Origin of the sequence: Phytomonospora sp. NPDC050363 (assembly GCF_040655735.1) — a bacterium.
Classification (GTDB): domain Bacteria; phylum Actinomycetota; class Actinomycetes; order Mycobacteriales; family Micromonosporaceae; genus Phytomonospora.
Genome location: NZ_JBFAKK010000006.1, coordinates 314,079 through 335,686, shown reverse-complemented (window position 1 = coordinate 335,686; position 21,608 = coordinate 314,079). Strand labels below are relative to the sequence as shown.

The 21,608-nt window shown below is 72.0% G+C and carries 14 protein-coding genes; 10 read left to right on the top strand and 4 right to left on the bottom strand.

Annotated features, from left to right (window positions below):
- Positions 1–21 precede the first annotated feature (21 nt).
- Positions 22–1,155 carry a winged helix DNA-binding domain-containing protein gene (locus AB0I28_RS18805; RefSeq protein WP_357494820.1) on the top strand — a complete coding sequence of 378 codons (1,134 nt, stop codon included), beginning with the start codon at positions 22–24 and terminating at the stop codon, positions 1,153–1,155.
- Position 1,156: 1 nt separating this feature from the next.
- On the opposite strand, the gene AB0I28_RS18800 is transcribed toward AB0I28_RS18805, so the two are convergent.
- Positions 1,157–1,780, bottom strand: coding sequence for an FMN-binding negative transcriptional regulator (locus tag AB0I28_RS18800; RefSeq protein WP_357494818.1), 624 nt, complete (start codon positions 1,778–1,780; stop codon positions 1,157–1,159).
- Positions 1,781–1,925: 145 nt separating this feature from the next.
- Here AB0I28_RS18800 and AB0I28_RS18795 point away from each other — a divergent pair, with 145 nt between their 5' ends.
- The 6 genes from AB0I28_RS18795 to AB0I28_RS18770 all read left to right on the top strand — a co-directional run bounded on the left by AB0I28_RS18795 (position 1,926) and on the right by AB0I28_RS18770 (position 7,122).
- Positions 1,926–3,314, top strand: coding sequence for an AlkA N-terminal domain-containing protein (locus AB0I28_RS18795; RefSeq protein ID WP_357495141.1), 1,389 nt, complete (start codon positions 1,926–1,928; stop codon positions 3,312–3,314).
- Between the two features lie 119 nt (positions 3,315–3,433).
- Positions 3,434–3,892 carry a methylated-DNA--[protein]-cysteine S-methyltransferase gene (locus AB0I28_RS18790; protein WP_357494816.1) on the top strand — a complete coding sequence of 153 codons (459 nt, stop codon included), beginning with the start codon at positions 3,434–3,436 and terminating at the stop codon, positions 3,890–3,892.
- Between the two features lie 15 nt (positions 3,893–3,907).
- The gene (locus AB0I28_RS18785; protein WP_357494815.1) at positions 3,908–4,639 is read left to right on the top strand and encodes a 2OG-Fe(II) oxygenase; all 732 of its coding nucleotides are present in this window, start codon (positions 3,908–3,910) and stop codon (positions 4,637–4,639) included.
- Positions 4,626–4,901 carry an Ada metal-binding domain-containing protein gene (locus tag AB0I28_RS18780; protein ID WP_357494813.1) on the top strand — a complete coding sequence of 92 codons (276 nt, stop codon included), beginning with the start codon at positions 4,626–4,628 and terminating at the stop codon, positions 4,899–4,901. The genes AB0I28_RS18785 and AB0I28_RS18780 overlap by 14 nt, the downstream gene beginning before the upstream one ends.
- 107 nt (positions 4,902–5,008) lie before the next feature.
- On the top strand, positions 5,009–6,145 hold the full coding sequence (locus tag AB0I28_RS18775) for an alkaline phosphatase PhoX (RefSeq protein ID WP_357494811.1): 1,137 nt from the start codon (positions 5,009–5,011) through the stop codon (positions 6,143–6,145).
- A 92-nt stretch (positions 6,146–6,237) separates the two neighbouring features.
- The gene (locus AB0I28_RS18770; RefSeq protein ID WP_357494809.1) at positions 6,238–7,122 is read left to right on the top strand and encodes an SGNH/GDSL hydrolase family protein; all 885 of its coding nucleotides are present in this window, start codon (positions 6,238–6,240) and stop codon (positions 7,120–7,122) included.
- 6 nt (positions 7,123–7,128) lie between these two features.
- Here AB0I28_RS18770 and AB0I28_RS18765 read toward each other — a convergent pair whose 3' ends face one another.
- Positions 7,129–8,373 (bottom strand): helix-turn-helix domain-containing protein, encoded by a 1,245-nt coding sequence (locus AB0I28_RS18765; RefSeq protein WP_357494807.1) that lies wholly within the window; start codon positions 8,371–8,373, stop codon positions 7,129–7,131.
- A 137-nt stretch (positions 8,374–8,510) separates the two neighbouring features.
- On the opposite strand from AB0I28_RS18765, the gene AB0I28_RS18760 reads away from it, so the two are divergent.
- The 3 genes from AB0I28_RS18760 (at position 8,511) to AB0I28_RS18750 (ending at position 10,339) form a co-directional block, all read left to right on the top strand.
- A complete protein-coding gene (locus AB0I28_RS18760) occupies positions 8,511–9,476 on the top strand; it encodes an acetylxylan esterase (RefSeq protein ID WP_357494805.1) in 966 nt (321 codons plus the stop codon).
- Positions 9,477–9,522: 46 nt separating this feature from the next.
- Complete coding sequence (locus AB0I28_RS18755) at positions 9,523–9,996, top strand: hypothetical protein (protein WP_357494803.1); 474 nt, start codon at positions 9,523–9,525, stop codon at positions 9,994–9,996.
- A gap of 64 nt (positions 9,997–10,060) precedes the next feature.
- Complete coding sequence (locus AB0I28_RS18750) at positions 10,061–10,339, top strand: DUF2277 domain-containing protein (RefSeq protein WP_357494801.1); 279 nt, start codon at positions 10,061–10,063, stop codon at positions 10,337–10,339.
- On the opposite strand, the gene AB0I28_RS18745 is transcribed toward AB0I28_RS18750, so the two are convergent.
- Positions 10,336–11,052, bottom strand: coding sequence for a GNAT family N-acetyltransferase (locus tag AB0I28_RS18745; RefSeq protein WP_357494799.1), 717 nt, complete (start codon positions 11,050–11,052; stop codon positions 10,336–10,338). The two genes, AB0I28_RS18750 and AB0I28_RS18745, sit on opposite strands and share 4 nt — an antisense overlap.
- A 32-nt stretch (positions 11,053–11,084) precedes the next feature.
- Complete coding sequence (locus AB0I28_RS18740) at positions 11,085–21,563, bottom strand: MupA/Atu3671 family FMN-dependent luciferase-like monooxygenase (protein ID WP_357494797.1); 10,479 nt, start codon at positions 21,561–21,563, stop codon at positions 11,085–11,087.
- Between the last annotated feature and the right edge of the window lie 45 nt (positions 21,564–21,608).

The window sequence follows — 21,608 nt, the reverse complement described above, 5'->3', positions numbered from 1 at the left end:
ATGCCTCGTAGCGTTGCCGACATGACGCTCACCTGGTCCGCCATCAGCGCACGCCGACTCGACCGTAACGGCCTTGGGCCCACGCCTGGTTCCGACCCCGCCTCGGTCGTGGCCGCCATGTGCGGCGCGCACGCGCAGGTCCTCTCGGCGGGGGAGCACTCGATCGGCCTGCGCCTCCCCGGAAGCGTGCGGGCCGAGGTCCGATCGGCGATCTGGGACGAGCGGGCCCTGGTGAAGACACACGGCCCGCGGGGTACCGTCCATCTCCTGCCCTCGGCCGAGTTGCCCATGTGGATCGGGGCACTGGCGGGCATCCCCGATGGCCGGGTGAACGCGGGCCTCGCACCCGGGCAGGTCGACGAGATCGTCGCCGCCGTCGGCCGCGTTCTCGCCGACACCGAGCTCACCATCGACGAACTCGACGCGGCCGTCGTCGCCGAGACCGGACCCTGGGCCGGGGATCTCGTCATGCCCGGCTTCAACACGATGTGGCCGCGCTGGCGCCAGGCCCTCTCCGTCGCCGGCGCGCGAGGCGCCCTGTGCTTCGGCCCCAACCGGGGACGCAAGGTCACCTACACCGACCCGCACCGCTGGCTCCCCGGCTTCACGCCGATGCCCGCCGCACATGCCCACGCCGAACTGCTCGCCCGCTACCTGCACGCCTACGGCCCCGCCACCCCGCAGCACTTCGCGCGCTGGATCGGCGCCAAAGCCCGCTGGGCCGCCGAACTCTTCACCACGCTCGCCAGCCGCATCGAAGCCGTCGAACTCGACGGCGAGACCATGTGGGTCAACGCCGGTGACACCGACTTCGCCGACACCGCGCCCGAAGGTGTACGCCTGCTGCCCTACTTCGACGCCTACGGCATCGCCTGTCAGCCGCGCGAACGGCTCTTCCCGGGGCGAGCCTTCGAACGTGCGCTGGCACGCGGCCAGGCGGGGAACTTCCCGATCCTGCTCATCGACGGCGCGGTCGCCGGCGTGTGGCACCAGAAGCGTTCGGGACGCAAGGCGGCCGTCACCGTCGAGGCACTCGGGGAACTGACCGCACGGCAGGTCAAGGGCGTCGAGGAGCAGGTCGAGCGCAACGCTGAGTTCCACGGCGGCACGGCGACCCTGACCTTCGGCGAGATCAACGTCGGCGGCCACGCCTGACTCAGCCGCCGTTGCCCTCGCGCATCGCCCGCACGCCGGACTCGTCGCCCTCGGCGGTCAGTCCCGCGACGACCCCGTCGACGTCGGCCCGCGAACGATTCTGGTTGAGCTTGAACTTCGCCTCCACCCGGTCGATGACGACCTCGACACCGACGATCGCGCGCAACTGGCCCTCGACGAACCTCGCCGGAGCGTCCTCGACCGTCCAGGGCTTCGCCCGGCGGCCCTCGTGCTTCTCCGTGAGCCGCCGCACCAGCGACGCCAGCCACGCCGGATCGTCGTGGACCACGAGGCGGCCGTAGACGTGCGCGGTCACGTAGTTCCAGGTCGGCACCGCGCGCCCGTGCTCGGCCTTCGACGGATACCAGGTGGGGGACACGTAGAAGTCCGGTCCCCGCACGATCACCAGCGCGTCGCCGATGGCCGGTTCGCGCCACTGGTCGTTGTTGCGGGCGACGTGGCCCAACAGCGACCCGCGCTCGCCTGCGCCGGGGTCGTGCACGAAGGGGAGCAGGGTCGCGATCATCCCCCGGGCCGTCGAGGTGACCAGGTCGGCGGCGCCGTGGTTGGTGAGGAGGTCGGCGACCTCGGCCCCACCCGGGGCGAAATGTGCCGGCACGTACATCGCGGACTCCTCACGTGGGCTGCGGCGGAAGTCTGCACCAATCCCGCGACGGCGGGCAACCGCGAGTGAGCCGGGCCACGAGCCGAACGCGAAGTCCGAAAACCGCCGGTCGAGGCGCTCGCGGCGAGCCACAGTTGACCATGTGATGACCGGCGACAGCAGGTACGAGGCCGTCCGCAGCCGCGACGCGCGCTTCGACGGCGAGTTCTTCTTCGCCGTCTCCACCACCGGCATCTACTGCCGCCCGAGCTGCCCGGCCACCACGCCGAAGCGCCAGAACGTGCGCTTCTTCCCCAGCTCGGCCGCCGCGCAGGCCGACGGCTTCCGCGCCTGCCGCCGCTGCCGCCCCGACACCGCGCCCGGCTCGGCGGCCTGGGACAACCGCGCCGACGTCGTCGGCCGCGCCGTCCGGCTGATCGGCGACGGCGTCGTCGACCGCGAAGGCGTCGCCGGACTGGCCTCCCGCCTGGGCTACAGCGCCCGGCAGGTCCAGCGCCAGCTCAACGCCGAACTGGGCGCCGGACCGGTCGCGCTGGCCCGAGCCCAGCGCGCCCACACCGCCCGGGTCCTCCTCCAGACCACCGGCCTGCAGACCGCCCGCGTGGCCTTCGCCGCCGGGTTCAGCAGCGTCCGCCAGTTCAACGACACCATCCGCGAGATCTACGCCGCGACACCCAGCGAACTGCGTGCCGCCCACCTCCGCGACCGCGTCGCTCCGGGCGGCGGGATCCCACTGCGGCTCGCCTTCCGCGGCGAGTACGCGGCCGCCGAGATGTTCGACTTCCTCGCCGACCGCGCAGTCCCCGGCGTCGAGGAGGTCACCGGAGTGCGGGGCCACCGCGTCTACCGCCGCACCATGCGCCTGCCCCTGGGGTCGGGGATCGTCGAAGTCGACGAGAAGGCCGGCCGCTCCTGGCTGGAGTCCCGTCTCCACCTCGACGAGCTGCGCGACCTCACCACCGCCGCGCACCGCCTGCGCCGCCTCCTCGACCTCGACGCCGACCCGTTCACCGTCGCCGAACGGCTCTCCGGCGACCCGCGACTCGGCCCTTCGGTCGCCGCCCGGCCGGGCCTGCGCGCACCCGGCGCCGCCGACCCCGCCGAACTCGCCGTCCGCGCCCTGCTCGGTGAGGCCACGGGCACCGCCCGCGAAGCCGCGGCGGCCCTGGTCGCGGCATACGGGAGACCCCTGCCCACTCCCAAGGGCACGCTCACCCACCTCTTCCCCGAACCCGCCGTCCTCGCCGGGGCCGGACTCGCCGAACTCGCCGAACCAACGCGGCCCGCCGTGGCCGCCCTGAGCTCCGCGCTCGCCGCCGGTGACGTCCGGCTCGACGCCGGAGCCGACCGTGACCAGGCCGAGAGCGAACTCCTCGCCGTGCCCGGCGTCGGCCAGGACACCGCCGCCTACATTCGCATGCGCGCGCTCGGAGACCCCGACGTGTGGCCCGAGGGCCGCGCCGAGCTGAGTCCCTGGCGCACTTACGCGGCGCTCCACGAGGCCCGGATCGCGACGTCCGAATCCCGCCGGTAATAGGCGCCTCGACGGCACAGAATTGCACCCGTCAACCCGTTGCGAAATAGGTAAGGAACGGTGCCGTGAACGTCCACACGACAATTTCTGGTCCACTCGGTGAACTGCAGCTGACCGGCGTGAAATCATCCGGTGCGAAATACGGGATCACCCTGTCCTCGCTGTCGATGCCAGGGCAGCGCAATCCCTCCGCGCGCAGCCCCCGATCGCGCGAGGCGCCGGCCGCGTTCGCCGCCGTGACCGAGCGCGTCGAGGCCTACTTCGCCGGCGAGGCCGTCGAGTTCGACTTCGACTACAACGCCGTCGGCACCGCGTTCCAGCAGCGCGTCTGGCGCTCGCTGGAGGACATCCCGTACGGCACGACGACGACCTACGGCGCCCTCGCCGAGACCCTCGGCGTCCCGCGCGCCGACGTCCGCGCGCTCGGAGCCGCGATCGGCGCCAACCCGCTGCTGCTGGTCCGCCCCTGCCACCGCGTCATCGGCGCCGACGGCTCCATGCGCGGCTACGCCGCCGGGATCGACCGCAAGGTCGCGCTGCTCACCCTCGAAGGCGCCCTCGCGCCGACCCTCATCTGACCGCAAGGAGAACCGATGACAACCGCCGTCGAAACCCCGGCGACCTTCGAGGACCGCGTCGCGGCCACCGACTGGGCCGCCGTGAAACAGGAGACCGACGCGCACGGCTGCGCGCCCACCGGCCCCCTCCTCACCCCGGATGAGTGCCGCGAGATCACCGCCATGTACGAAGACGACCAGCGCTTCCGCGCGACGGTCGACATGGCCCGCCACCGCTTTGGCTCGGGGGAGTACCGCTACTTCCGCTACCCCTTCCCCGAGCCGCTCCAGTGGCTGCGCGAGGCCCTCTACCCGCGATTGCTGCCCATCGCCCGCGACTGGGCGGCCCGCCTCACCAGGCCCGCGCCCTGGCCCGACACGCTCGCCGAATGGCTCGACCAGTGCCACGAGGCGGGCCAGACCCGGCCGACGGGGATCCTGCTTCGCTACCGCGAGGACGACTGGAACGCCCTGCACCGCGACCTCTACGGCGACCTGGTCTTCCCCCTCCAGGTCGTCATCGGCCTCGACGTGCCCGGCGCCGACTACGAGGGGGGCGAGTTCCTGCTCGTCGAGCAGCGGCCCCGCGCCCAGTCGCGAGGCACCTCGCGGACCCTGCGGCAGGGACACGGACTGGTCTTCACCACCCGCGACCGCCCGGTCCGCTCGGCGCGCGGCTGGTCGGCCGCACCCGTCCGCCACGGCGTCAGCGCCGTCCGCTCGGGCCTGCGGCACACGCTCGGCCTGGTGTTCCATGACGCGGCCTGAACCGCGCACGTACACCCTGCTCGGCGCCGACCGGAGGCCGTACGAGAGCCCCGCGCCGGGGACTCTCGGCGGCCACCGGCGCGGCCGCCTCTACGGCCGGCTCGACTGCCCGTCGGCGGCACGCGCCATCGACAGAGGCGGCTACGTTCGCCACCGCGTCTTCTTCGCCGACGAGGCCACCGCGGTGGCCGCCGGATTCCGGCCGTGCGCGGTGTGCCTTCCGGAGAAGTACGCGCGCCGGCGCGCCGAGGGGAATTTGTGACCGGTCACCAAAAGGTCGCCCGGATTTGCGAATCCGTCCCATTTACTTCCCGGTAGCCTGCCCACCATCATTGTCCTGCCACCGCTGGTAATCGGCAGGAGAGATCAATGCAACGTCGCGTGTTCCTTCGCACCGTCACCGCCGGAGTAGGCGCCGTCGCCTTCGCCGGATCCCTCTGGCAGGACGCCGCCGGAGCCGAACCGGCGGCGCTCGCCGGTCCCTACGGGCCTCTCGGCCCGGCCGACGCCAACGGCGTCGCGCTCCCGTCGGGTTTCACCAGCCGTGTCATCGCCCGCTCCTCGCACTCCGTCGGCGGGACCATCTGGCATCCCGCGCCCGACGGCGGCGCCTGCTTCGCCGACGGGGCCGGCTGGATCTACGTGTCCAACTCGGAGGTTCCCCTCATCGGCGGAGCCTCGGCGGTGAAGTTCCGCGCCGACGGCTCGATCGACCGCGCCTACCGCATCCTCAGCGGCACCCACCTCAACTGCGCCGGCGGCGCGACCCCGTGGAACACGTGGCTTTCCTGCGAGGAGATCTTTCGCGGCCGTGTCTTCGAGACCGACCCCTACGGCAATCGCGGCGCCGTCGAGCGCAAGAAGATGGGCCGCTTCAAGCACGAGGCCGCCGCCTGCGACCCCGTCCGGCAGGTCATCTACCTGACCGAGGACGAGTCGGACGGCTGCCTCTACCGCTTCCGCCCGAACACCTGGGGCGATCTGTCCTCCGGCCGCCTGGACGTGCTCTGCGGCGCCGGTTCCGGCGTCACCTGGCAGCCGGTGCCCGATCCGGAACCCGCCGTCTTCGAGAAGCAGACCCGCCACCAGGTCTCCGCCGCGCTCCACTTCGACGGTGGCGAGGGCTGCCACTACGCCGACGGCGTCTGCTACTTCACCGCCAAGGGCGACCGCAGCGTCTGGGCCTACGACGCCGAGGCCGAGACCGTTCGCGCCGTCTACCAGGGCGGCGGGACCCTCGACGGGATCGACAACATCACCGGCACCGCCGGCGGCGACCTCTACGTCGCCGAGGACGGCGGCAACATGGAGATCAACATCATCACCCCCGACGGGACCGTCGCACCGGTCATTCGCATCGACGGGCAGAGCGAGTCGGAGATCACCGGACCCGCCTTCTCTCCCGACGGCACCCGCCTCTACTTCTCGTCCCAGCGCGGCACGAGCGGCGAGATGGCCGGCACCGGCGGCATCACGTACGAGGTCACCGGCCCGTTCCGGCACTGACAGGCCCTTCCACGGCGGGCTCCGCGCACCCCTCCCATCGAACGGACGCCCGCCGCCCTTACCGCCCAACCCTCCAATGAAGGAGACCGACCATGCAGCCACGACCTGTTCGCGGCCCGTCCCGCCTCGGCTTAATCGCCCGCGCCGCCGCCGTGCTCCTCCTCGCGGCCGCCGGCGTCACCGCGACGGCATCGGGCGCCGGCGCCGCATCCGCCGAGCGGTACGTCGCCCTCGGCGACTCGGCGGCCTCCGGACCGCTCGTCCTTCCCCAGACGCATCTCGGCTGCACCCGCTCGGGGAACAACTACGCCGGCTACGTCGCCCGCGCCCTCGGCGTCGCGGCCTTCAAGGACGTGACCTGCTCGGGCGCCGACACCACCGACTTCTACTCCCCGCAGGGCACCGACCTCGGCGACGTTCCGCCGCAGCTCGACGCGCTGTCGGCGGACACCACCCTGGTCACCGTGCACATCGGAGCCAACGACATCGACCTGCTCGACCTGGCCACCGACTGCTTCAACTGGCTCCCCGCGCCCTTCGGCGACCCCTGTGCCGACGACTACAACGAGGGCGGCCAGGACGGCTGGCGCACCGCCACCGACGGCCTCAAGCCCACGATCCGCCAGGTCGTCGCCGACGTGCGCGCCCGGGCACCGCAGGCGCGCATCTTCCTCGTGGGATACGCCACCTACATGCCCAAGAACGGCTGCTATCCCACCGTCCCCGTACAGGGCGGCGACGCCAACTACATCCGCACCACCCTCACCTACTTCAACGCCATGCTCCGCTCGGCCGCGAGCGAGTCCGGCGCCGGATACGTCGACCTCCAGACCCCCAGTGAAGGCCACGACGCCTGCAAGCCGCCCGGGACCCGCTGGGTCGAGCCCTACATCCCCGGCTCGATCGCCGCGCCCTTCCACCCCAACCGGGTCGGCATGGAGAACTACTCCCGGGCCGTGCTCGCGACCATCGCCTGACGCGCCTCAGCGCCGCCCGCCGGCCAGGACCCGGCGGGCGGCCAGCGCGGCCCCGATCCGCTGTAGGTCGGCCGGATCGGCCGCGTCGAGGCCCGTCAGGCACGCCACGCGCCGCAGCCGGTAGTCGACGGTGTTGGGATGGACGTGCAGGGCCGCGGCGGTGCGACGGCGGTCGAGGCCGTTGCCCAGGTGCACCTCGACGGTCCGAAGCAGCCCCGGACTGCCGGCGAGCGGGTCGAGCAGGCCGGCGAGCTCACCGGTCGCCACGCTCGGGCGGGTGAGCTGGTACTCCAGCAGCACATCGGACAGCCGGTACAGCCCGGGTGGTCGCGCGAAGGAGCGGGCCACGTCGAGGATCTCCTGTGTGAGCGTGACCGCGGCCGGGATCCCTGCGGGCGCGGCGGTCTCGGCGGCGGAGCGGACGTCGGCGCCGGCCGCCCGCGACATGTCGCGCACCAGCTCACCGGCGGCGTCCCAGTCCACCGCGCAGTCACCTAGCGGCACGAGCGCCAGACCACCGGTCGCGTCGAAGGCGGTCAGCGCGGGTTCGGACGCGAAGGCGTCGAGGGTCGCGGTCGCCCGGTGCAGCTTGCGCCTTCCGGCGACGGCCGAGGCGGTGCCCGGCCGGTCCTCGTCGGGATGCGGGGCGATCTCGACGGTCAGGACCAGGTAGCGCGAGGAGATCCGCACACCCGCCGACGGGCCCGCCGTCGCCGGGTCGTCGCCGTTGAGCAGCGCGGTCAGGACGGCGTGCCGGGCGTGCTGCTCCTGGCTGAGCATCCGCTCGCGCTCCTCCAGGTAGGCGTCGCACACCGCCGAGGTCACCGCCTGGGTGTAGACCAGGATGAGACTGCTGGCGGCGGTCACGTCCTCGAGGTCACCGGGTGCGGGATCGCCGAAGAGGTGGTCCCAGACGCGCCGGGCGCCCACGTGGTAGGCGGTCAGTAACGCGTTGAGCGGAACACCCTCCTGCGCCCGCCGGGCGGCCGAGCTGCGCAGTGGGGCGAGTTCGGCCTCCGTCGGGGCGCGGCGGTCGCGAAAGACGCCGGCGATCATGGACAGGTTGTGCGCGGTGATGCGGGTGATGTCGCCGGTTATCTCCTCGTGCGGGAGCTGGCGGTACATCGGGATCTCCTCGACGAAGCCGGCGACGAGGCTGCGTGCCAGGGACAGCCGTTGCCGTTCGACGAGCAGGTGGAGGGGCCGGTTTCCCAGCGAGAGCGGACGCACGTCCGCGGAGCGTTGGGGCATGAGGTGCTCCGTTCTGAGGGTACGAGCTACCCTCGTCGATCATCACTGACCCGCCCGGCGTCGACCTGCCCGTATTCTGCCTCCCGCCACTCCCGGTCGCAAGGACGCGGCCGCCCGTCACCGCGTCAGGAGCGCCCATGGCCTTCGCCCACGACTTCCCCTTCGATCCCGCCTACGGCCACGACGTGGAACGGCTGCTGGAGGTCGGCGCGCCCGCCGGGCCGCCCGACTTCGACGAGTTCTGGCGCGGCCTCGCCGGCGCCGCGGCCCAGGTCGACGTCGCCGCCGAACTGGGACCGGTGGAGGGCGAGGTCGGGGGAGTGCGGATCCACTCGGTGGGGTTCACGAGCCTGGGCGGCGTGCGGATCGGCGGGTGGCTGACCCTGCCGGCCGACGGGGTGGTCGAGCACGGCCTTGTCGTCGGGCACGGATACGGCGGTCGCGGTGAACCGGACATCCGCCTGCCGCTCGACCGCGTGGCGGCGATCTTCCCCTGCCTGCGCGGGATGTGGCGCCGCGGCCGGGTCCCGGGCATCCCCGAGGTCGCGGCCGAGCACGTCCTGCACGGGATCGAGTCGCGGGAGACCTACGTGCACGGTGGCTGCGCCGCCGACGTGTGGTGCGCCGCGACCGCCCTCACCACGCTGATCCCCGAGACCGCCGGATCCCTCGGCTACCTCGGGAGCAGTTTCGGCGGCGGGATCGGCGCCCTCGCCCTGCCGTGGGACCGGCGCTTCGCCGCGGCTCACCTCGACGTGCCGAGCTTCGGCAACCATCCCCTGCGCGTCACGCTGCCCTGCGTCGGCAGCGGCGACGCCGTCACCGCCCGCCACCGGCGACACCCCGAAGTGCTCGACGTGCTCGCCTACTTCGACGCGGCCACCGCCGCTTCCCGGATCACCATGCCGGTGCAGGTCGGCGCGGCCCTGTTCGATCCCGCCGTGCCACCGCCGGGACAGTTCGCCGTGTACAACGCCCTCGGCGGGGACAAACGACTCCACGTGCTGCCCGCCGGGCACTTCCCCCACAAGGGCGAGGCCGAGGCGGGGGAGGCCCTCTTCGCCGCACAGCGGGAGTTCTTCGCGAGCGTGATGGGGGAGTAGACGGGGATACTTCGCCTGACCGCCTCGTCGCCACCCAGGAGCACCCGTGCCCGCAGAAGACCCCGCAGACCCCCGCCCGCTCAAAGTGCTGGCCACCCTTCGACCGGGCACCGTGCCGACGGCGATGTTCGTGCTGGCCCTCGCCGCCCTCATCGCCGGGCACATGACGAACGACGCCGGCGGCATCTGGTGGGGAGACATCCTGATCGCCCTCGCCGCGGTCGCCGGCGGGCCGATCCTCCTTCGCGGATGGCGACTGCTGGAAGTCACCACCTGGGATCTCCGATTCGCCCAAGTCGGTACATTCGGTGCTGCAACGATCCTCTGGCAGGACATCGCCTCCGTGACCGTCACCCGCCGCATGATCGTGGTCCGAACCCATTTCGGCACCGCTCGCCGCATGGCTCCCTGGCTCGGCGGTTCGACGGCGGCCCTCGCCCTCGGGGCGCTCCTCGCCGAAGCGGCCGTGCACGAGGTGCCGGTCCACTTCGCTCCCGTGCCGACCGGACCCGACCGATGAGGTCGGCCCTCGACGTTTCGCCGCGTGCCGCCCGACCGTCGTACCCACGACGTACCTTGATCGCATGTGCAGAAACATCCACCGCCTCTACAACATCGACCCGCCGGTCACCGACGAGGAGGTCCATGACGCGGCCCTCCAGTACGTCCGCAAGGTGAGCGGCTCGAGCAAACCCTCCGCCGCCAACCAGGAGGCCTTCGAGCAGGCGGTCACGGCCGTCGCCGAAGCCACGTCGGCCCTGCTCGCCGCCCTGGTCAGCCCCGCCCCGCCGCTGTCGCGCGAGGAGATGGCAGCCAAGGCCAAGGCTCGCTCCGAGCGCAGATTCGGGGCACCGGCGAGCTAGCCGGGAGTCGAGACGGGCAGCCGCTTCGGGTCGTCGACGGGCAGCACCGGCACCCCGCCGGGCTGGTCGATCGCGCCGAACAACGCGACCGTCGAAGGGTCCGACTCCGGTCGCGTGCCCTCCGTGTGCGCCAGATACTCGATCATGAACGCGCGCAGCGGCACCGCCGAGACCGTCCCCGCGCCCTCGCCCATGAGCTCGGGGTCGATGTGCAGGACCAGCAGGAGCATCCCGAACATCCGTTCGCCCCCCGGCGCGAGCGCCGGCTGGAAGTACGGCAGGTCGAGCGCCATCGCCCCGAAGCGCGCGTAGAAGCGCAGCCGCGCCAGCGGGTCCCCGTGCGCGTCGCTGCCACCATGCGCCTCGGGATGCTCGACCTCGGCGAGGATCAGGCACGGCCGGTGCGACACGCGCCAGTCGTCGAGGACATGGCCCAGCAGCTGCCGCCCCACGCCCGTGCCACGCTGCGAGGACAGCACCGCGAGATGGCTCAGCAACTGCACCCGCGCCTGCGGCGACCAATGCCCGACCGCCGCGGCCACCGGCCGCTTCCCGGCGTCGAGCACCGCCGACACCACGGTCCGGCCCTCGGCGACCTCGGCGCGCAACGAGTCCAGCGGCTCCAGCTCCGCGGGCGGAAAACTCGGGCTCAGGACATCGCGGTGGACGGCGTCGAGCAGAGGGCCGGGGCCGTCGAGATCGATGAGTCTCATGAAGCGGACATTAGACGCGGGCGGATCGAAGATCAGCCGCTTGGCCGCAGGAGGTCCTCCAATTCGCCGAGCAAGGTCGACACCGACGTGGCCGGATCGGACGAGCCGCGGTCGACGACACGAACGAAGGCGTCGCACCATCTGACCATGGTGTCGCGATCGTAGAGATCGGTGGAGAACTCGACCGCGCCGCCGATCCTTCCCGCCTCCGGAGCGACCAGGAACACGAAATCACGTCGCGCCGTCTCCAGCGCGAGGTCTATGACCTGCGTGCGCAACCCCGGCAGCTCGAGCGCCGGAACCGGGGGGTTGACCGTCAGCAGCGCCGTGGCGACCGGTGCAGGAGCGCCGAAGGTCCAGTTCGCGTCGAGCGCGCCGAGGATCTGCGGAAAGGGCACTGGCTGATGCCCGAGACCTGAGAGGAACGACCTGTGCACCGCGGTGACCAGCTCGCCGAACGAGTCGACGGCGGATACATCGACGCGTGTCGGCATCAAGCTGGCGAAAAAGCCCACGAGCGCCTCGTGCTCCCGCCTCTCACGGTGCGCGTACGGCCCGGCGAGCACGATGTCGCGTTCCCCGGTGAGGGCGGCGGTGAGCAGCGCGAATCCTGCGGACAAGACCGGGTGCGTTGTTGTCCGCAGTGCCGAGGCCAGCTCGCCGATCCGATCGACGACCTCGGTGGGGAATGCGAAGGTGTACTCGTCGCCGGCCGTGCTCACGAGAGCCGAGCGCGGATGGTCGGTCGGGTGCAGGAGCCGCGCGGGCGCACCGGCGAGCTCTCGGCGCCAGTAGTCGAGCAGTGGCGCCGCGAGTGCCTCCCCCGCTCGCTGGTCACGCGCGTAAGCCGCGTACGTGGCCATCGGTTCGCGCTCGTCCTCTGTGCGGCCTTCGATGGCCGCCCGGTACCGTTCGCCGATCTCCCGGGCCACGTTCAGTACCGACCACCCGTCAATGACGAGATGCTGGGCGGCGAGTAGCAATACCCGCTTGTTCTCGGCCGTCTTCGCGAGCCTGGCGCGGAGCAAGGGCGGGGACAGTAGGTCGTGCGGTTCCCGTCCCCACCTCACGCACCAGGCGTCGACAGAGTCCGGTGGGACCTCCTCGATCGGCAGTGAGAAGCGCCGGTGACGTAGGACTTCCTGGCGGCCCACACCGTCCCGTTCGACGATTCGTGTGCGAAGAGCGCCATGCCCGGCGATGACGCCGTCGATGGCGGTCTCCAGCGCGACGGTGTCAAGCGGGCCTTCGATGTCGACCCGCAACGCGATCTGCGTGGATGCCGGATTGTCCCTCAGCGCCATGGCCGCCCACATCTGCTCCTGCTGGAAACTCAGCGGCGCGCTGTCCTCGACCTCGTCGGCCTCCTCGACCCCACCGCCCAGCGCGGCCGCCAGTCCCCGCACGGTCGGCGTGTCGAAGATCTTCACCACCGGGACCTCGATGCCGAGTTCGTCCTGGATCCGGTTGGCCGTGCGAATGGCCCCCAGTGAATGCCCGCCCAGATCGAAGAACGACACGTCCACCGGGATCTCGGGCAGTCCCAGTTCGGCGCACCAGATCTCGCCGATCGCCTCCTCCAGCTTGCTCGCCGGCCTCGATGCCGGCCGGGCCACCACGGCCGCCGCCGTCGGCGCCGGAAGCCGGTCGCGGTCTACCTTTCCGTTCGCGCTCAGCGCGATCTCCTCGGGGAAAGACCACAGCTCGGGAACCAGATACGACGGCAACCGCTCGGCCAGCGTCTCCGCCAGGGCTTCGGCGGTGAGCCCTCGCTCGCCGACCACGTACGCGGCGAGCCGCGTCTCACCACGCTCCTCGACGTCGACCACCGCGACCTGCCGAACGCCGTCGACCGCCGCCAGCGCGGCCTCGACCTCTCCCGGCTCGACGCGGTTGCCGCGAATGGAGACCTGCCCGTCCACGCGGCCGCGGAAGTCCACGGCACCATCGGGAGTGACCGCGACCAGGTCACCGGTTCGGTAAACGAGCCCGTCGCCGGCAGGGTCGGGGGTGAAGGACACCGCCGTGGCCTCCTCGTCGCCGAGGTATCCCAGCGCGACGCCCGTCCCGGCGACCCAGAGCTCGCCCTCGGCACCGCGCGGAACGGACCGGCCGGCGCGATCGACCACGTACAACCGGTTCCCGTCGATGGGCCGGCCGATATCGGGAGCCTTGGACCCGTGAGGCGACACGACTCCAGCTGTGGTGACGATCGCGTTCTCCGTCGGACCGTACTCGTTCACCACGGTGGGAGAGGACGCCGGCGGGCGTCGCAGCAGTCGGCTTCCACCCGTGACGAGGCATCGGACACGGTGCCCCTGCGGCAACTCCTCGGTGAACAGCTCCTCCATGAGAGCCGTCGGCAGTGTCGCCACCGTGACCCCCTCAGCGCGCCACCACCGGGCGAGTCCACGAGGGTCCGTGCGGAGATGATCGGGCGCCTGGCGCAACGTGGCGCCGGACACCAAGGTCGGGTAGATCTCGGCCAGGTTGGCGTCGAAGCCCAGACCCAGATGGTGACCCACGACGTCGGTGACGCTCAGTTCAGTCGTGGCCGCACGCCACCGGACGGTGTTGGCCACCGCCCGGTGCGGCACCAGTACCGCTTTCGGTCGGCCGCTCGAACCCGAGGTGAAGATGCAGTAGGCGGCCGCCTCGGCATCGACCTCGACCGCCTCCACAGGCGCTTGCGGGAGAGGGCCTTCGACGTCCAGCGCGAAGGCCGCACCCAGATCGGCGCCGATGACTCCCCGCGCGCCGCAGGCCGCGACGAGCATGCGGAGCCGCTCCGGCGGCGACTGCGGATCGAGAGGCAGGAACGCCGCGCCCCGCCGCATCACCGCGAGCTGTGCGGCGACGAGGACCGGACTCCGCTCCAGGCAGACCGCGACGATGTCACCCGCGCCGACGCCCTCGGCATGGAGCATCGAGGCGATGGCGTCGGCGCGCTCGCCCAGTTCACGATAGGTCCAGCGGACCTCATCGTCGGCGACCGCGATGCGGTCGCCGTGCTCGGCGATGCTGCGCGCGACCAGGCCGTGCAGGGTCGCCCCGTCCACGATGGCGGGCGGACCTTCGAGGACGGGAACGAGCTCTGCGTCACTACGGCGCCCCAAGTCCCCGTCCGGATCCTCCACACCCGCCGCCAGCGTCTCCTCGAACGCGGCGAACAGCCCGCGCACGGTCTCCTCGTCGTAGACGTCCGTGCGGTACTCGACGTGCCAGCGCACGGTCTCGTCACAGGAGACGTAGACCGTCAGGTCCGCGGGCGCCTTGCTGAGGCCGACCGGTAGCCGGGTCGCCGTGACTCCGGGGAAGTCGAAGCCGAAGGTCGCGCTGTTGGAGTACTCGACGGCGATGTCGAACAGGGCTCCGCGACCGGGCCGGCGCGGCGGGTTCACCGCGCGCACGATCTCGTCGAAGGGCACGGCGTGGTCGACGGCTTCGGCGGTGAGGTCGGCGACGCGGGCCGTGAGGTCCCGAAACGACGTCGCTCCGCGCAGGTCGAGCCGCAGTGGGACGGTCTCGACCATGAAGCCGAACACCGCCTCCGACCGCTCGTCGCGGCCGGCGACGCCGGTGCCCAGGACGAAGTCCTCCCGGCCGGTTCGCTGTCGCAGCGCGGCGGCGAGGCCGGTGATCAGAACGGTGAACAGCGTGACGCGGTTGCGGCGCCCGTAGGCGATGACCCGCTCCGTGGCGGCGGATGAGAGGTCGAGGAAGAGACTGCGGCCCGAGTCCGACGGCGACTCCGGCCGCGCGCGACCGGTGGGCAGGTCGAGCGGAGGAGGCGCATCGCCGAGACGTTCCCGCCAGTACGCGAGCGCGCCGGGAGCGGTCGGCTCGCCATCGCGCTCGCGGGCGAGATCGGCATAGGTCGTGTCGGGCGTTGGCAGCGCGGCCGCACTCCCGGTGACCTCCGCGCGGTAGAGCTCGCCGAGTTCGCGGGCGAAGATCCCGTAGGACCAGCCGTCGGCGGTGATGTGGTGGAACACGCAGACGAACACGTGCCGCTCCGGTCCGAAACGCAGGAGCCGGAAAGCCGACACGGGCCCTTCGGCGAGGTCGAAGACCCTGCGGCTCTCGGCCGACATGACCCCTTCGACGGCGCCGGCCTCGGTGTCGGCCGCGTGTTCGGTCACCGTGAGGTCGACGGTCGTCCGGGGGCGCACGAACTGGCGCGGTTCCCCGTCGGCTTCGCCGTAGACCGTCCGCAGGGTCGCGTGGCGGTCGGTGAAGCGCTGGAGCGCGTTTCGCAGCGCCCCGGCGTCGAGGGGACCGTCCAGTCGGACGGCCGCGGCCTCGTTGTAGCCGGTGCCACCGGGGGAGATCCGGTCCACCGTCCACAAGCGACGCTGTCCGGGCGACATGGGCGCCACCTCCGTGGCGGCCTGCGCCTCCACGAGGAACGAACGGCGGAGCGCGTCGAGGTGCGGCAGTCCCGCGGCCACCTCGGCGGCGGTGAGGCCGAAGTCGATGAAGGCGGCGATCTCGTCGGCGCCGGCGTCCTTGACGGCCCGGACGATCGCCTCGGCCCGCTCGGGGCTGCCGATCAGCGCGCGTTCGGCGCAGTACCGCTCGTAGGCGCGCTCCAGCATGAAGCGCAGGTCGTCGGCGGGAGTGTTCTCGAAGTCGATGCTCATGCCGAGGCTGTTGGCGACCTGCCCGAGCAGTGAGAGGGAGGACTTCAGGTAAGCGCAGAACGGTTCGAACGCCGCGCGCCTCGCCTCGGCGTCGTCGGGTCCGAGGTGAGTGTGGAGCAGCACGACGACACGTCCGGCGTCCGGGTCGAGGCCGTTCTCGGCGCGGGTCGCGCGGTAGAGCGCGATGTTGGCGGCCAGCGCGTCGACGTCCTGGGTCATGAGGTTGGTGATCACACCGAGGTCGGCCGCGGCGGCCTGCCGGTAGCTGTCGGGGTTGCCGACGATCGCGGTGAACATCGGCGGCCGTTCCTGTACCGGCCTGGGGAACAGGCGGACCTCGATGTCCTCTCCCGTCCCCGAGCGGCCGGTCACCGACCCGCCCGCCCACAGCTCCCGGACGGTGGCCAGGTTCTCGTACATCACCGCCTTGTGGCGACCGAAGTTCTCCGGTGCGAGGACGAAGTCCTGCGCGCTCCACCCTGGGGCCACGCCGATGCCGACGCGCCCGCCCGAGAGGTTGTCCACCATGGACCATTCCTCGGCGACCCGGATCGGGTTGTGCAGGGGCAGCACCACCGAACCGGCGTTGAGCCGGATGCGCGTCGTCTGCGCGGCGATCGCCGAGGCGAGCACCGACGGGTTGGGGAAGATCCCGCCGAAAGAGTGGAAGTGCCGCTCGGGCATCCACACCGAGTGGAAGCCTTCGGTATCGGCGAAGCGGGCCGCGTCGAGGATGTGCCGGTAGGCGCCGGCGCGTCCTTCGGGATAGTCGCCGAAGAAGTAGAGGCCGAAGTCGATCAGGGCCTCTCCGGTGGCCGGTGCTGCCCTCGTCACCGGCACCGCGGTGGGCTCCGGGACCGTCTCGATGACCGGTGCGACGACCGACTCCGGCCGTACCGGCCCGCCGAGTAGTCGCAGCTGCTCCTCCATCAAGGCGAGCTGCCGATGGATGATCCCCTCGACCCCGTCACCGGCGGGCCCTGCGACGGGCGCCGGGACCCCGCTCACCACCGGCTCCGCCACCGCGACCGATGCGGAGACCGGCGGAACACCGACCGGTTCCATACGGCTCGCCACGGCCCCGGCCAGTTTCCCGGGCGTGTTCAGCTCACCGAACAGTTCCCGCATCGGGATCCGCACGCCGTACTCGTCGCCGACCCGGCGGGTGAGGTTGATCAGCGACAACGAGTCGGCGCCCAGTTCGACGAAGTCGTCGCCGGCCGCGACCCCGCCCGGCTCGGCGCCGAGAAGTTCGGCGGTGACCTCGACGATCCGGTCCAGCACCGGCCCCGGCGCGGTTGCGACCGGCACCGCCACAGCGTGCTCCGCTTCCTTTGCCGCGGGCTCGACCCAGTGCCGGTGGGGACGGAACGGGTAAGCCGGTAGCGGAACGCGACGGCCCCGCTGGAGCGCCGTCCAGTCGAGGTCCGCGCCGGCCGCGTAGAGCCCGGCCGCCGCGCGCATGACCGCGTCGACCTGCTCCACACCCCGCCGCTGCGTGGCGATCCACCGGGCGGAGGCGTCGTGACGGCGGCCGATGCCGGTCAGCACCGCATCGGAGCCGACCTCAAGGAAGCACGCGCGATCGGTACCCGCGAGAGTGTCCAGGGCCGCGTCGAAACGGACCGTCGCCCGCGCCTGAGCGCGCACATAGGCGGCGTCGGGGGCCCATCCCGGGGCGCGGACCTTCCCGTCGACGCTGCTCACGAATGGCACCGCGACCGGTTTGAACACGACCGACGCGGCGAGTTCGGCGAGATCGCCGAGCACCGGCTCGACGAGCCGCGTGTGGAACGCGCGGGTCACCGCCAGCCGCCGGTACGACACGTCGAGGCCCGCGCAGAGCTTCTCGGCGTCGTCGACGGCCTTCGACGGACCGCCCAGGGTGAACTGCTCGGCCCCGTTGACGACCGCCAGCTCCAGGCCGGGCAGGCTCTCCAGCAGCGAGTCGACCACCGCGCGCTCGGCCAGCACCGCCAGCATCGCGCCTTCGGCGCCCGAGCGCCGCATGAGCCGCCCACGACCGGCGGCGAGCCGGACGGCGTCCTCCACCGTCAAGGCCCCCGCCGCGACGAGCGCGGCGAACTCGCCGACGCTGTGCCCGCAGACATGACCCGGCCGCAACCCGGCCGCCGTCCACAGCGCGGTCATCGCGCACTGCACGGCCACGATCGCCGGCTGCGCCAACTCGGTGGTCCACTCGGTGTTCGGGTCCACCATGGCGGCGCGGATGTCGGCACCCGCCGACCGCGCCGCCTCGGCCGCGCGGTCGAAGACCTCCGCGAAGGCGGGGAAGCGCTCCGACAGCGCGTCGACAGGCTCGGGGTCGGCGCCCTGCCCGGTGAAGGTGAAGACGAGCGCGCCCGCCTGCTCGTGACCGGCGGCCAGCCGGGGCCCGCTCCTCCCCGCGAGATGCCGGTCGAGTTCGGCCGCCAGCCCGGCGGCGTCGGATCCGGTCACCGCGAGCCGGTGGCGCAGGTGGCGTCGGCCGAGAGCCGCGGTGGCGGCGACATCGCCGAGGACAGCGCCGGGCCCGGCTCTCAGGAAGTCGCGCGTGCTCACGGCGAGGTCGGCGAGGGACTCGGCATCGGCCGCGGACAGGGGAAGCACCACCGGTCCGGCTTCGGCCGCGCCGGGAGGAAGAGCGCCGGGCTCCTCGACGATCACGTGCGCGTTCGTGCCGCCGACGCCCAGCGCGGTCACCGCCGCCCGGCGCGGACCCGTTCCCCGCCACGGCTCGGGAGCCGTCGGAATCCGGAAACCGGCCGGCTCCAACCCGAGCGCGGGATTCGGCCGCCGGTAGTTGATCTGCGGCGGGATCTCGCCGTCCCGGACCACCAGCAGCGCCTTGATCAGTCCCGCCATCCCCGAGCAGCTGTCGAGATGACCGATATTGGCCTTCACCGACCCCAGAACCGTTCCGGCCCCGTAGACCTTCGCCAGCGCCCCGACCTCGATCGGGTCCCCGACCAGGGTGCCCGTACCGTGCGCCTCGACGTACCCGACCCCGGTCGCCTCGATCCCGGCGGCGCTCAGGGCAGCCCGCATCACTTCGACCTGCCCGGACTCACTCGGCGCGGTGAACCCGACCTTCCCGGCACCGTCGTTGTTGACCGCCGTGCCGACGATGATCCCGTGAATCGTGTCGCCGTCGGCGAGCGCTTTCGCGTAGGGCTTCAGGACGACCGCCGCGACCCCGTTCCCGCCGACGGTCCCGTCGGCGTCGGCGTCGAAGGGACGGCAGCGGCCTGCCGCCGACAGGATCGACCCCTCGGCGTGGCGGTAGGCCGTCAGCTGCGGGACGTGCACCGCCGAGGCCCCCGCGACGGCGATCTCGGACTCGCCCGACAGCAGTGAGCGCACCGCCATGTGCACCGCGACAAGCGATGTGGAGCACGCCGTCTGGACGTTCACCGCGGGTCCGGTCAACCCGAGCCGGTAGGCGGCTCTCGTGGCCAGGAAGTCCGGCTGGTTGCCGACGGCGATCGCGACCGCGTCGAGCGGGTCGGCCTCGTCGACGGCACCGGAGAGGTTGTTGCGCAGGTACGTGTGGTGCGGGTACAGGTTCATGCCACTGCCCGCGAACAGGCCGATCCGCCTCTCACCACCGGCGTACCCGGCGTGTTCGAGCGCGTGATGGGCGCACTCGGCGAACAGCCGCTGCTGCGGGTCGGTGAGCGCGGCCTCCTTGGCGCTCATGCCGAAGAAGCGGTGGTCGAAGGCCTCGACACCGTCGAGCGCGCCGGTCGCCCCGACCCGGCCAGGACCACGGGGAACGCCATTCGCGGCGAGTTCACCGTCGGCATAGGTGATGACACTGTCGACCCCGGCGAGCAGGTTCGCCCAGAACTCGCCGACGTCACGCGCGCCCGGGAACCGAGCCGCCATCCCGATCACGGCGATGCGCGAGTCGGGCGCGCCGACCGGTTCCGGCTCCACGATCGCCTTGGGGACAGGACCGCCGGCCAGATGGGAGGCCAACGCCTCGGCCGTCGGATGGGCGTACAAAGCGGTGATCGGCACCTCGCGGCCCAGCACCTCGGTGAGCCGAACCCGGACCCGTGCGAGCTGCAGCGACCCCAGACCGAGCTCGTGGAACGGTCGGCCGCGCTCGAACGGCGGCGGCACGAACTCCGACAGCACCGCCGACACCGCCTCGGCCACGGGGACACCGGGCTCGTCGAAACCACCGGCGACGAATCGTTCACGCAGCTTGAGGCGCTGCAACTTCCCTGAACTCGTTCGTGGGAACTCCGCCTCCGCGACGGCGACGACGCGCGCGACCAGCAGCCGCAGGCGCTCGCCGACCGTCGCCCTGACGCGCGCGGCGACGTCGGCGGGGTCGTACCCGGGCTCTGGCGTGCAGAAGACGACCAGGTCCTCGGTGCCGGTGCCGTCGTTGGGGATCCCGCAGGCCACGACGTGACCGGCCAGTACCCCGGGCACGGTCGCGGCCTGCTCGATGTCGTGGCAGTAGTGGTTGTTCCCGTTGAGGATGAGCAGATCCTTGGCCCGCCCGGCGATGGTGATCTCGCCGTTCGCCATGAAGGCGAGGTCGCCGGTGTCGAACCAGCCGTCCTCGCTGAACACCTCGGCATCGGCGGCCGGATCGTCGAGATAGCCGGTGGTGATCCGCTCCGACCGAAGCTGGAGGCGGCCGACGTGGTCCTCGGACAGCACCGTGCCGTCCGGTCCGACGATGCGGAAGGACGCGCCGGGTGAGGGCGGCCCGACGCTGAGCAGGGTGGCGACATCGGGTCCGTCCTCGTTGACCCGTTCCAGTCGCCCGCCGAGGCTTTCGCGGCGAACACGATGGATTCGGTCCGGGCGCACGGCGGCGAAACTAATGGCCGTCGTCGTCTCGGCCATGCCCCAGGCGGTGGTGAAGGCGTCCTCGCGCAGCCCCGAGGGCGCGGTGGCCGCGAAGAAGTCGCGCATCGTCGCCGGGGAGACCTGCTCCCCGCCGCTGACCAGGGATCGAAGGCGATCGAGCCGCCATCGGGGCTCGCCGAGCGCCGCGACGGCCTCGGTGACCTGACGATAGGCGAAGTTCGGTGCCCACGAGTGCGTGACCGCGTACTCGTCGAGGAGGTCGAGCCAGCGCGCCGGCGAGCCGATGACCAGCTCGGTGTGGACGTGCGTCACGTCGGCGCCGTTCCAGAGCCCGGCGACCGGATACAGCAGCAGGCCTCCGGAGTGGTCGAGTGGCATCCAGTTGAGCAGTGCGCTCTCGGAGTCCACACCGAGGTCCTCGCGAACGCCGACGGCGAGCTGGACCAGTCCCTTGTGGGTGAGCGGGATGACCTTCGCCTTCGCGGTGCTGCCCGAGGAGAGCTGGTAGAGGGCCACATCGGACGGTCGCGGCCGGTGCAACTCCATGGCGGGCTCGCCTGCCAGGAGTGCGGCGGTGTCGAGCAGTTCCCAGTCCGGGCGCAGCCGGTGGAGCGGGGTGCCCTCGGCGCCGACGACTGGTGGCCCGCCGAGCTTGGCGGAGGTGTGCACGAGTTTCTCGAAACCGGGATCGCCTTCCTCCCAGAGGATCGGGCGGGCGACCACGGTGGGCACGATCCCGCCGAGGAGGCAGCCCCAGAACACCGGGAAGAAATCCGCGGCCGGCGGGACCACGCAGATCAGCCGGTCACCGGGGCCGAGCCCGGCCGCGCGCAGGGCGGTCAGCGTCCTCCGCGCCGCCTCCAGCAGTTCGGGGTAGGTGCGCCGGGTGGTGGCGGCCTCCCCGATGATCCGCAGCCCGTTGCCGGGATGCCTTTCGGCGGCGAGGATCAGGGCGTCGGCGAGGGTGGGCGCCTCCCCGGTCGCTAGTGGAACGTGGCGGCCTTGGCTGAGCGCGGGCCGGACGGAAGGGATCATGACGGGGATCCGATCGGTGAGGCGGAGCGTTGACAGGAACGGCGG